Annotated in this window: 6 protein-coding genes and 1 pseudogene; all 7 read right to left on the minus strand. The window is 47.9% G+C overall.

The genetic code is table 11. The annotated features are described in order from the left end of the window. A partial coding sequence (locus JCM16496_RS14915) for a VapE domain-containing protein (RefSeq protein WP_244440407.1) occupies positions 1–1,547 on the minus strand: 1,547 nt, incomplete at its 3' end. A 648-nt stretch (positions 1,548–2,195) separates the two neighbouring features. Continuing rightward, on the minus strand, positions 2,196–2,840 hold the full coding sequence (locus JCM16496_RS14920; protein ID WP_128809639.1) for a C13 family peptidase: 645 nt from the start codon (positions 2,838–2,840) through the stop codon (positions 2,196–2,198). Positions 2,841–3,324: 484 nt separating this feature from the next. Beyond that, complete coding sequence (rpoC, locus tag JCM16496_RS14925) at positions 3,325–7,620, minus strand: DNA-directed RNA polymerase subunit beta' (RefSeq protein ID WP_025835292.1); 4,296 nt, start codon at positions 7,618–7,620, stop codon at positions 3,325–3,327. A gap of 108 nt (positions 7,621–7,728) precedes the next feature. Then, positions 7,729–11,537 (minus strand): annotated as a pseudogene (gene rpoB, locus JCM16496_RS14930) (DNA-directed RNA polymerase subunit beta). 105 nt (positions 11,538–11,642) lie between these two features. Then, positions 11,643–12,020: a 50S ribosomal protein L7/L12 gene (gene rplL / locus JCM16496_RS14940; RefSeq protein WP_004291279.1), complete on the minus strand. Its 378-nt coding sequence runs from the start codon at positions 12,018–12,020 to the stop codon at positions 11,643–11,645. Positions 12,021–12,081: 61 nt separating this feature from the next. Then, positions 12,082–12,603, minus strand: coding sequence for a 50S ribosomal protein L10 (gene rplJ, locus JCM16496_RS14945; RefSeq protein ID WP_005825719.1), 522 nt, complete (start codon positions 12,601–12,603; stop codon positions 12,082–12,084). 15 nt (positions 12,604–12,618) lie between these two features. Then, positions 12,619–13,317, minus strand: a complete 699-nt coding sequence (rplA, locus tag JCM16496_RS14950) for a 50S ribosomal protein L1 (RefSeq protein ID WP_005825721.1) — start codon at positions 13,315–13,317, stop codon at positions 12,619–12,621. Position 13,318 lies beyond the last annotated feature (1 nt).

Below are 13,318 nucleotides of genomic sequence, written 5' to 3' on the forward strand. Positions count from 1 at the left end.
GACTTTAGGTACATATTTCCCTTCATCGTATGAATCCGTTCGCCGAGTTGTGGCAGCACGCGGCTAAGGCTGTAGGCCGTCATGCCGCGCATGGCAGCGGGATGCGCCTGCTTCATCGCTTCAAATATCTGGGTGGCGTTGAGTTGCTGTATATCTTCCTCCTTATCGTCTGCCGTGGCGAAGCGGAAGACGCTGCCGAACAGCTCCTCTTCGGGGATGTGCTTGTAGAAGAGGGCATTGTTGCGCCGGATGGCGGATTCCTCTTCCTTGCTGAACCAATGGCGTTCACCTTGCAACAGTTCTTCTTTGAGCTGGGCATAGAGCTGGGCATGGTCGATGGGGGTGACGCAATCGATGGGGTGCTCCAGCTTCACGCAGAAGAAGCGGCGCGAGCCGGTGCGGTCCACGAGCAGCGTCTCCAGGTTGCTGGTACCGATGAAGGAGGCTATGCGATGGAGCGATTCGTGGCTTTGATGGTATGCCTTGCGGATGTTGAGGGCGGACATTTGCATCAGGTTCTTCAGCAAAGGCATCTTGGAGATGGGCAGACGGTCGAATTCGTCCATGTTGATAAGGCCGAATGCCGCAAGCTTCTGCTCGCAGGCGGCAGGGGCATTGAGGTCGAAGCTGTCCGTGTAGTAATCGGCCAGTTCCCCGGGCATCAAGGAGCGGCAGAAGGTGGATTTGCCCCAACCTTGTTCGTTGCTGACTATCAAAAGCGCCACGCTGTTGGCATGATTTCCCATGTCGAGTTTCATCCATTGGGCGGTGACGCCGAGCATCCAGCGGTGGAAGCCCTGTAGCCACACGGGACTGTCGCTTACACGGGCGGCAAGTTCCGTCACGCGGTCTTTCCCGTCCCACGTGGGAAGTTCTTCCATATAATTTGTAAAGGGATGGTAGGCGGCGATGCGCTTGGAGTTGACGAAACGTTGCACGTCACGGTCCCAGCACTCCACACCAGCTTCGAGGGCATCGAGGGCGAGGGTGTTCAAGGCACGCTTATCCACTTTCTGGTATATACAAGTAAGGTGACCGGCATCTTCCGGTTGTCCCGTGGATGCTGCTCGTTCCGCATACTCCGTCTGTTCGGTCAGCACGTTGAAGCGGAAGTAGTAGCGGCTGGTCAAATAGTCGGCTACACGACGAATCAGACCCGGGGTTTTGGAGGGCGCCTCTTCCCCTTGGGCTACTCTTGTCCCCTTTAGCGGTTTGTCACTGGCAATGAGTTGCCCCCCAGACGATTTCTTGCTCTTCTCCACTTCACTTCCCCCCGTAGCATCTATCACGAAGCGGTGTTCCCCCAAGTGTTTTTCCTTATTCGCCCGGGGAGTCCACTCCATTGCCACGACAATGCGTCCCTCCTCCACTTCGATGCAGAAACGGCTGCCGGGGATATACGTGCAGAGGTGCCGCATCTTACCAAAGGCAGGAGCAAGATGCTTTTCACCCTCAGTCTGCGGAGTGAAACAAGAGGCAGAAGCATGCGTCCGGCAATACCTGCCAAACATTCGTCTTACGGTGGAAAGGAAGAGGTTGTTCATCATGATGATTTAGATTTATATTGTTTGAATAAACACAGAGACACGGAAACACAGAGATTCCAGAAAGCAGCGAGAAGAAACTCCGTGCCTCTGTGATTCTGTGTTCATCAGGCCCTGTCGTCTTTGCAAATATACAACATCAAAAAGCCCTTGTCAAGTAAAACAGCGGTTTCCGTTCAACAGCATAGACCTTTATTTAGCTCAAGTGGAACTTTAGCGATACAAAGCCAAGGTTTATCCCCTTCATTTGTCAAGTGCCAGTGTTTGACGGCTCAAAGTCCAGTGTCTGACAGCTCAAAGTCCAGTGTCTGACAACTCAGAGTCCGGTACTTGATAATTGACGATTCATAACTTACAACTCCCCTTCATCGTTTCATGCCCTTTCCATTCTGTAATTATTCAAGACCACATGAAAGAAGGTTTGAAAGGAGAATATATCGGTTTAAGTTCACCCATATACAAATGCTTTCAAACAGGAATGAAGGGATGAATCACGAATGCTACACACATACACATGTAACTATTTACAAATGACAGCAAGACATGAAGGGACAGTTGTTTCCACCCATACATTACTAATCTGTACTTTCTATCCAAACGCTCTCAGCAAATGGCCGTCATCAAAGGACGTTTATAGATTCCAATCCCATCCTACTTGAGAAACTCTGTCATCGTGTTGGAATATACGTTGCCGTAGTGCTCCACATTATAGACCATGGCATGCGAGCCTATTGTTTGACGAGCGAGTTTGTAGTACAAATTTCGCAACGTAATGCCAGGGTCCTCATCTATCGTTTCCTGAAATGTCCTCGTAAAACCGTTGGAAAGCCATATTCCCATTTCCGGGTCTTTCATGTCTGCCTTGGATGACTCGTAGGCATTGGCCGCTGTTATGAACAGTATGCCCGGAATGCCCGCACATGCCTCACCAATGGAACCGGAATAGCAGGCATCCATTGCAAACAAGATTTTTCGGTATCGCTGTTCCTCGTTCATTGTCTGCAAGATGTCACGCACCTGCGAACCATAGACCGTTTCATGCGAACCCCATGCCAGTCTGTTCTGATTTCCATGACCGCACCAAAAGACGACTACATTATCGTTTTTCCCGGAGGAAATGACATGAGGAAGCCGGGATGAAGAATGCCCCATGAGGATGTCTTGCAAGTCGGCAATCGTCACATCATTAATCTTATAGTCCACTTCCATGTTCTGATAGAGGTTTTCCCCGTCAGGTTTCACCTTGACCACACCGGGATAGAGATTGTGCGAATCAAATGCAATGTTGTCGGCGATTCCACGGGGTTGATATAATCACACCCGGGACATCTACCGTTGCTAAGTTCAAGACTGGATTTTTGAATTTGCAAGATTCGACTTGTCTCAAACAGAGCGTTAGTAAACGCCTTAATTATGTAATGGACTATTTTCCCACCCATTGCCCGCTTCATGCAATATTTTACACTTGGCTCGACGCAGGCGTTTCATTTGTTGCCTTAGAAGAATACATCTTCAACGACAACATCTGAGACTTTCATAGTCCAAGTGCAAATATCGGAAGAATATTCCACAATAAAGAAGAAAAGGAAATAGCGATAGCTGTCAAATTCTGAGTGTTTTTTTTGAATGGGAACTTCCCAATTTCAAATAGTAGTACATATTGGACGAAATAAAGGAAAAGGGATGGAGCATGCCGTTTCCCGATATTGAAAAAGGGAATATCCCGTTACAGGATACTCCCTTTTTATATTCATAAAAGAATGTAGAATCTATTTAGTGATTATTCATTCACCGTCTCGTCTACTGCATAGTCAAGTACCGTCTTCTTGTTGGCAAGCATACGGTCGTACTCTTCTTTGGAGCCGACAATAATCTTCTCGAAATCACGCTGTCCGGTACCAGCAGGAATCAGGTGACCGCAAATTACGTTCTCCTTCATACCTTCCAGACGGTCCACCTTTCCGTTGATGGCAGCCTCGTTAAGCACCTTCGTCGTTTCCTGGAAGGAAGCAGCCGACATGAAGCTTGAAGTCTGCAATGCAGCACGGGTGATACCTTGAAGAATCTGAGTAGAAGTCGCAGGTACAGCGTCGCGCACCTCCACGGGTTTCAAATCGCGGCGTTTCAACATGGAGTTCTCGTCACGCAGCTTGCGGGCCGTCACAATCTGGCCAGCCTGCAGACTTTGAGAATCTCCAGCATCCACTACCACCTTCTTTCCCCAGATACGGTCATTCTCTTCCATGAATTCCAGCTTGTCAACAACTTGCTGTTCCAGGAAGCGGGTATCGCCCGGTTCGTCGATTTCCACCTTGCGCATCATCTGACGAACGATGATTTCAAAGTGCTTATCGTTAATCTTCACACCCTGCAGACGGTAAACGTCCTGAACCTCGTTCACGATATATTCCTGCACAGCCGTAGGACCTTTGATAGCCAGAATATCCGCAGGTGTGATAGCACCATCGGACAACGGAGTACCGGCACGTACATAGTCGTTCTCCTGAACCAGAATCTGCTTGGACAACGGTACGAGGTACTTCTTCACTTCACCGGTCTTGGAAGTAACGATGATTTCACGATTACCGCGTTTCACCTTACCCATGGTAACCTCACCGTCGATTTCTGAAACCACAGCGGGATTAGACGGGTTACGTGCCTCAAACAGCTCAGTGACACGGGGAAGACCACCCGTGATATCACCCGCTTTACCTACGGCACGCGGAATCTTCACGATAACTTCACCGGCCTTTACCTTCTGACCATCTTCAACCACTACGTGGCCACCTACCGGCAAGTTGTATGTACGGATCAGTTCACCGTCTTCTGTCATGATGTGTGCGGTAGGCACCTTCGTCTTATCCTTGGACTCAATGATAATGATTTCACGCAAACCGGTAGATTCATCAGACTCTACCTTATAAGTCACGTTTTCAATAACGCCTTCAAATTCAATCTTACCGGTAGCTTCGGTAATGATAACCGCGTTGAACGGGTCCCAACGGGCAATCATCTTGCCCTTCTCTACCATTTCGCCATCGGCTGCATAGAGCGTAGAACCGTAGGGTACGTTATGGGTGGAGAGCACGATACCCGTATTGACATCCACGAAACGCACTTCGGCCAGACGGCCTACCACTACCTTTGCCGGTTCGCCGGCTTCGTCGATAACATCTACCGTACGGAGTTCTTCGAATTCCAGACGGGCAGGATTCTTGGCCACGATGCTTGCGTTGGCAGCAATATTGGCTGCCGTACCACCAGCGTGGAATGTACGCAGTGTCAACTGTGTACCCGGCTCACCGATAGACTGTGCAGCGATTACGCCGACTGCCTCGCCCTTCTGAACCATACGGCTGGAAGCCAGGTTACGTCCGTAACACTTGGCACAAACACCTTTCTTGGATTCGCAGGTCAATACAGAACGGATTTCAACGCTCTCGATTGGAGAATCTTCAATACGTTGTGCAATGTCCTCGGTAATTTCCTCACCGCCGGCCACAATCAGTTCGCCGGTTGTAGGATGAACAATATCATGTACGGATACACGACCCAGGATACGTTCATACAGAGTGGCAATGGTTTCATCATTGTTCTTCAGTGCCGTACAAACCAATCCGCGGAGCGTGCCGCAGTCTTCTTCATTAATAATCACATCATGCGATACGTCAACCAGACGACGGGTCAAGTATCCGGCGTCGGCCGTCTTCAAAGCGGTATCGGCAAGACCCTTACGGGCACCGTGGGTAGAGATAAAGTACTCCAACACGGACAGACCTTCCTTAAAGTTAGAAAGAATCGGGTTTTCAATAATCTGACCGCCTTCAGCACCTGCTTTCTGGGGCTTCGCCATCAAACCACGCATACCGGAGAGCTGACGGATCTGTTCCTTAGAACCACGGGCACCGGAATCCAGCATCATGTATACAGAGTTGAAACCCTGGTCGTCGCTTGAAATGGTTTTCATCAGGATGTTGGACAACTCTGAGTTCACGTGCGTCCAGATATCGATTACCTGGTTGTAACGCTCGTTGTTCGTGATGAAACCCATGTTATAGTTATTGATTACCTGCTCTACTTCATCATAACCTTTCTGTACTAATGCTTCCTTCTCTTCCGGGATAATGATATCGCCCAAGTTGAACGACAGACCACCCTTGAAGGCCATGTAATAACCGAGGTTCTTGATTCCGTCGAGGAAGTCGGCTGCCTTGGCAACACCGCACACCTTGATTACGTGACTGATGATGTCGCGGAGTGACTTCTTGGAGATAATCGTATTGATATATCCTGCTTCTGCCGGAACAATTTCGTTGACAATGACACGGCCCACGGAAGTATCGTGCATCATCTTGTCCACAATGTTGCCATTCTCGTCAACGTCTTTCACTACGACGCTTACCGGAGCGTGAATGTCGCACTTACCCTCATTATAGGCAATCAGTGCTTCTTCTGGACCGTAGAATGTCAGACCCTCACCCTTGGCGCCTTTGCGCAGCTTGGTGATATAATACAAACCAAGTACCATATCCTGAGCAGGCACAGTGATAGGAGCACCGTTGGCAGGGTTCAATATATTGTGTGACTGGAGCATCAGCATCTGTGCTTCCAGAATCGCTTCGTTGCTCAACGGCAAGTGCACGGCCATCTGGTCACCGTCGAAGTCGGCATTGAATGCCGTACATGCCAACGGGTGCAGCTGGATTGCCTTGCCTTCGATCATCTTGGGCTGGAATGCCTGGATACCCAGACGGTGAAGTGTCGGGGCACGGTTCAACAGTACCGGATGACCCTTCATCACATGTTCCAGAATGTCCCAGATAACGGGTTCCTTGCGGTCTACAATCTTCTTGGCGCTCTTTACAGTCTTCACGATACCGCGCTCAATGAGCTTACGGATGATGAACGGCTTGTAAAGCTCGGCTGCCATCAGTTTGGGGATACCGCATTCGCCCATCTTCAGCTCCGGACCTACAACGATTACAGAACGTGCGGAATAATCGACACGCTTACCCAACAAGTTCTGACGGAAACGTCCTTGCTTACCCTTCAAGCTGTCGGAAAGTGACTTCAACGGACGGTTGGCGTCGGTCTTCACAGCACTCGATTTACGGGAGTTGTCGAACAGAGAGTCGACAGCTTCCTGCAACATACGTTTTTCATTACGCAAAATCACCTCAGGAGCCTTGATTTCAATCAATCTCTTCAGACGGTTGTTACGAATGATGACACGACGGTAAAGGTCGTTCAAGTCAGAAGTTGCAAAACGACCGCCATCCAACGGAACCAACGGACGAAGTTCGGGCGGAATAACCGGTACAATGCGTACAATCATCCACTCGGGCTTGTTGCGTCCGCGTGATGCACGGAACGACTCAACTACCTGAAGACGTTTCAAGGCTTCGGTCTTGCGTTGCTGTGAAGCATCGCTTCCGGCACGGTTACGCAGTTCGTAGGACAAAGAGTCGAGATCGAGGCGTGACAGCAAATCGTAGATAGCTTCCGCACCCATCTTGGCAATGAACTTATTGGGGTCTGAATCTTCAAGGAATTGGTTGTCTTTCGGCAACTTTTCCAGCAAGTCCAGGTATTCTCCTTCTTCGAGCAAGTCATACTGTGCCACTTCATCGGACAGTGCACCCGGCTGAATGACAACATAACGCTCGTAATAGATAATGGCATCCAGCTTCTTGGTAGGCAGGCCCAACAAGTAACCGATTTTGTTGGGAAGTGAACGGAAGTACCAGATATGAGCTACGGGCACAACGAGCTGGATGTGTCCCATACGCTCACGGCGCACTTTCTTTTCAGTCACTTCCACGCCACAACGGTCGCAGACGATGCCTTTGTAACGGATACGTTTGTACTTACCGCAATGGCACTCGTAATCCTTGATAGGACCGAAAATGCGCTCGCAGAACAATCCGTCGCGTTCGGGCTTATACGTACGATAGTTGATGGTTTCAGGCTTTAAAACTTCACCACTCGAATTCTCAAGGATTTCCTCAGGAGAAGCCAAACCGATAGAGATTTTCGAGAAATTACTCTTTATCTTGTTATCTTTTCTAAAAGCCATAAATTTATTTAATTGATAATTGACAATGGAAAATTGAAATTGAAAAACTGAAAACCGATAATTGAGAATGGTAACTTGCATTATCCATTCTCAATTATCAATTATCCATTATTCTAAGTTGATGCTCAAGCCCAAACCTCTCAACTCGTGCAGCAATACGTTCAGTGACTCGGGGATACCCGGAGCAGGCATCGGCTCACCCTTCACGATTGCTTCATAAGCCTTGGAACGTCCTACAACATCATCAGACTTGATAGTCAGGATTTCCTGCAGAATGTGTGCGGCACCGAACGCTTCGAGTGCCCAAACTTCCATTTCTCCAAAACGCTGACCACCGAACTGTGCCTTACCACCCAACGGCTGTTGTGTAATGAGTGAGTACGGACCGATGGAACGTGCGTGCATCTTGTCTTCAACCATGTGACCGAGCTTCAGCATGTAGGTCACACCCACCGTAGCCTGCTGCTCGAATGCTTCACCGGTACCACCATCATACAGCGTTGTCTTGCCGTAGCGGGGCAAGCCGGCCTTATCGGTCCATTCGTTCAAATCGTCCAAAGATGCACCGTCAAAGATAGGAGTGGCAAACTTCACGCCCAGGTTTTTTCCGGCACGACCGAGAACGGCCTCGAATATCTGACCGATGTTCATACGTGAAGGCACACCCAACGGATTCAGCACGATGTCTACCGGAGTACCGTCAGCAAGGAAAGGCATGTCTTCCTGGCGTACCACACGGGAAACAATACCCTTGTTACCGTGACGACCGGCCATCTTGTCACCGACACCAATCTTACGTTTCTTGGCTATGTATACTTTGGCCATCTGAATGATACCTGCGGGCAACTCGTCACCGATAGTAATGGCGAACTTCTTGCGTTTCAGCTCGGCATCGAGTTCTTTGTACTTCTTGATGAAGTTCATCACCAATGCACGAATCAGTCCGTTGGTATGTTCATCCTTCGTCCAGTTGCTCAACTGAACAGCGGTGAAGTCCAAATCGCTGAAGTCGGAAGCAGAGAATCTGGCGCCTTTGGAAATAATATCGGCACCCATGTAATCCTTCACACCTTCCGATGTATAATTTTCTGTAAGCTTCAGCAGCTTGTTTATCAATACTTTCTTGAGGTCACCAATCTTAGCGTCGAACTCATCGTCAATCTTCGGCAGCAGAGCCTTGTCGGCCAGCTTGGAGCTGCGGGTCTTGACAACACGGGAGAACAGACGCTTACCGATAACAACACCCTTCAAAGAAGGAGAAGCTTTCAAAGAAGCGTCCTTCACATCACCGGCCTTGTCACCGAAGATGGCACGGAGCAGTTTCTCTTCCGGAGAAGGATCCGATTCACCCTTCGGAGTAATCTTACCAATAAGGATATCACCCGGTTCGATGCGGGCACCCACACGAACAATACCGTTTTCGTCAAGGTCTTTAGTCGCTTCCTCACTTACGTTAGGAATGTCAGAGGTCAACTCTTCCATACCACGCTTCGTTTCGCGAACTTCCAAAGAATATTCTTCTACGTGTACAGAGGTCAAAAGGTCCTCACGAACCACACGTTCGTTCAGTACGATAGCATCCTCATAGTTATAGCCCTTCCACGGCATGTAAGCAACCAGCAGGTTCTTACCCAGTGCAAGCTCTCCGTCTTCGGTTGAATAACCTTCCGTCAGGATTTGACCTGCAGTCACGCGCTGACCCTTCTCGCAAATCGGGCGGAGGTCAATCGTCATGTTCTGGTTGGTACGGCGCCACTTCGGGATATTATATTCTTTCAATGCAGGCTCAAAGCTTACGAACTCTTCCTCCTCCGTACGGTCGTACAGAATACGGATAGTCGTTGCATCCACGAATTCAACCACACCGTCACCCTCGGCAGTAATCTGCGTACGGGAATCGCGTGCCAGCTGGCGTTCGATACCGGTACCTACAATCGGAGCTTCGCTCTTCAACAAAGGAACAGCCTGGCGCATCATGTTTGATCCCATCAATGCACGGTTGGCGTCATCATGCTCCAAGAACGGAATCAAAGAAGCCGCAATAGAAGCAATCTGCTGGGGAGATACGTCCATCAATTCCACCTCGGAAGGAGGAACCACCGGATAGTCGGCATCCTGACGGGATTTTACTTTATCACGTACAAAAGTACCGTCATCGTTCAAAGGAGCATTACCCTGAGCAATAATCTTGGCTTCCTCTTCTTCTGCGGTGAGGTAAACCAAACCTTCGTCAGAAAGATCAACCTTACCCTCTGCCACCTTGCGGTACGGAGTTTCAATGAAGCCAAGCTCGTTGATTTTCGCGAACACACAGAGTGAAGAAATCAAACCGATGTTCGGACCTTCAGGAGTCTCGATAGGACAAAGACGTCCGTAGTGAGTATAGTGTACGTCACGAACCTCGAAGCCTGCACGCTCGCGTGACAGACCGCCGGGACCCAGGGCAGACATACGGCGCTTGTGAGTAATCTCGGCCAGCGGGTTGGTCTGGTCCATGAACTGTGACAAAGCATTCGTTCCAAAGAATGAATTGATAACGGAAGAGATTGTCTTGGCATTAATCAGGTCAATCGGAGTAAAGACTTCATTGTCACGGACGTTCATACGCTCGCGGATAGTACGCGACATACGTGCCAGACCGATGGCAAACTGATTGGACAACTGTTCGCCCACTGTACGCACACGACGGTTGCTCAAGTGGTCGATATCGTCCACATCCGCTTTCGAGTTAATCAACTCGATGAGATATTTGATAATTTCGATAATATCTTCCTTGGTAAGGACACGCACGTCCATATCGGTCGTCAAGTTCAGCTTTCTGTTGATACGATAACGGCTACATCACCCAGGTCATATCTCTTTTCTGAGAAGAACAAGTTATTGATAACCTCGCGTGCACTGGCATCATCGGCAGGGTCTGCATTACGCAGCTGGCGGTAGATGTAGAGTACAGCTTCTTTTTCCGAGTTACTCGGGTCCTTCTGCAGAGTATTATATATGATAGAATAGTCAGACTGGTTCGGTTCTTCCTTGTGTACGAGGATATTCTGAACGCCCGACTCTAATATAATGTCAACATGTTCCGGCTCGATTACAGTTTCACGGTCAATAACGACTTCGTTACGCTCGATGGAAACAACTTCACCGGTATCTTCGTCTACAAAATCCTCAATCCATGTTTTCAACACACGTGCGGCCAACTTACGTCCCACCATCTTCTTGAGGTTCGTCTTGTTCACCTTCACGTCTTCCGCCAAATTAAAAATCTCAAGAATGTCCTTGTCATTCTCAAAACCGATGGCTCTCAGCAAAGTGGTAACCGGCAATTTCTTCTTACGGTCAATGTACGCATACATGACGTTGTTGATGTCGGTGGCAAACTCAATCCACGAACCTTGAACGGATGATACGGCTGAGTACAACTTGGTACCGTTGGCATGTACGCTCTGTCCGAAGAATACGCCCGGTGAACGGTGAAGCTGGGATACAACCACACGTTCCGCACCGTTGATGACGAATGTCGCCTTATCCGTCATGTAAGGAATAGGACCGAGGAACACGTCCTGGATGACCGTGTCAAAATCTTCGTGGTCGGGGTCGGTACAATATAATTTCAATTTTGCCTTCAAAGGCACGCTATATGTAAGCCCTCGCTCTATACATTCATCAATGGTATAACGCGGCGGATCAATATAGTAGTCCAAAAACTCAAGAACAAAATTATTTCTTGTATCGGCAATGGGGAAGTTTTCAGCAAATACTTTATACAGTCCCTCGTTCTTACGCTTCTCGGGTGGGGTGTCCAGTTGTAGAAAGTCTTTGAATGACTTCAATTGTACTTCCAGAAAATCCGGATATTCAAGCGGATTCTTAGTCGAAGCAAAATTAACTCTTTGATTTACAGTATTTGAAGACATCTGTTAATGGATTTGTAGAACTTAATTTTAAATATATACACAAAAAGGTTAAGAACCCTTTTCACGAAGGGTTCCTAACCGAATTACCTGATTTACAGGCTAATGTTATTTAAGTTCAACTTCAGCTCCAGCTTCTTCCAATGTTTTCTTCAATGATTCTGCTTCGTCCTTAGCCAAACCTTCTTTTACTACGCTAGGAGCACCGTCTACCATGTCCTTAGCTTCCTTCAAGCCAAGACCGCAAGCTTCCTTAACGGCTTTAACTACCTGAAGTTTAGCTGAGCCAGCGCTCTTCAATACTACGTCGAAAGAAGTCTTTTCTTCTGCGGCAGCAGCACCACCAGCTGCAGGACCAGCAGCAACAGCTACAGCTGCAGCAGCAGGTTCAATACCATATTCTTCTTTCAGGATTGTTGCAAGTTCATTAACTTCTTTTACTGTCAAGTTAACTAATTGTTCTGCAAAAGCTTTCAAATCTGCCATTTTTGTATGATTTTTAATTGTTTAAATACTAAATAAATTGATATAATTCTTTTTCCGAAATTTACGCTTCGGGACGTTCACCAAGAGTCTTGAGAACTCCGTGGAGGGTGTTACCACCTGATTGCAGAGCAGAAATAACATTTTTGGCCGGTGACTGCAGCAATGCAACGATATCGGCAATAACTTCATTCTTACTCTTGATACTTACGAGAGCATCCAACTGGTCAGCACCAACATAGAAGCTTTCTTCTGCATATGCAGCCTTCAGTCCGGGAATACCGTTCTTAGCCTTATCCTTGATCAACTTGGCCGGAGCGTTAGCAACGTTGCTGAACATTACGGCAGTTGTACCTTTCAGAGAACCATAAAGCGGAGAAAAGTCTTCTTCCAGGCTCTCCAATGCCTTGTGAAGCAATGTATTCTTAACTACCATCAATTTGATGTCAGCCTTGAAACATTCTCTTCTCAACATGCTGGTTGTAGCAGCATTCATGGCAGTGGTATCCACCAAATAGAAGTGACCGTATTCCTTCACTGTAGCAGCAATCTGCTCAATAATCGTACTTTTATCTTCCTTTCTCATTATTACTCCGTTTTATTAGATTTCTTCTACTGTTTTCGGGTCAATCTTGATGCCCGCACTCATCGTGCTAGAAAGATAAATACTCTTAATATATGTACCCTTGGCTGCAGTCGGTTTCAATTTATTCAAAGTAGAGATGAATTCTTTCGCATTATCGCGAATTTGCTCAGCGCTAAATGAAACTTTACCGATAGAAGTATGAACAATACCGCTCTTGTCAACCTTAAAGTCGATTTTACCTTGTTTTACTTCTCTTACAGCTTTAGCAACATCCATAGTTACAGTGCCACTCTTGGGGTTAGGCATCAATCCACGAGGACCGAGCACACGACCGAGTGCACCAATCTTACCCATGATGGACGGCATAGTGATAATCACATCAATATCAGTCCATCCACCTTTGATCTTTTCAATATATTCGTCAAGACCAACATAGTCAGCTCCGGCTTCTTTTGCAGCAGCTTCAGCATCTGGTGTACAAAGCACCAAAACGCGTACAACCTTACCAGTACCGTGAGGAAGTGATACAACACCTCTCACCATCTGGTTGGCCTTACGCGGGTCAACGCCCAAACGTACGTCGATATCCAGAGAAGCGTCAAACTTGGTATAAGTGATTTCCTTTACCAATTGAGCAGCTTCCTTGAGAGAGTATGCTTTCCCTGCTTCAATTTTTTCTGCAGCCAACTTTTGATTTTTTGTCAGTTTACCCATT

Source organism: Bacteroides rodentium JCM 16496, assembly GCF_000614125.1.
GTDB classification, from domain to species: Bacteria; Bacteroidota; Bacteroidia; order Bacteroidales; family Bacteroidaceae; genus Bacteroides; species Bacteroides rodentium.

Bases quoted from the DNA above. Each gene is read 5' to 3' on its own strand.
- rplA (WP_005825721.1), bottom strand. From the start codon at position 13,317: ATGGGTAAACTGACAAAAAATCAAAAGTTGGCTGCAGAAAAAATTGAA.
- rplJ (WP_005825719.1), bottom strand. From the start codon at position 12,603: ATGAGAAAGGAAGATAAAAGTACGATTATTGAGCAGATTGCTGCTACA.
- rplL (WP_004291279.1), bottom strand. From the start codon at position 12,020: ATGGCAGATTTGAAAGCTTTTGCAGAACAATTAGTTAACTTGACAGTA.
- rpoC (WP_025835292.1), bottom strand. From the start codon at position 7,620: ATGGCTTTTAGAAAAGATAACAAGATAAAGAGTAATTTCTCGAAAATC.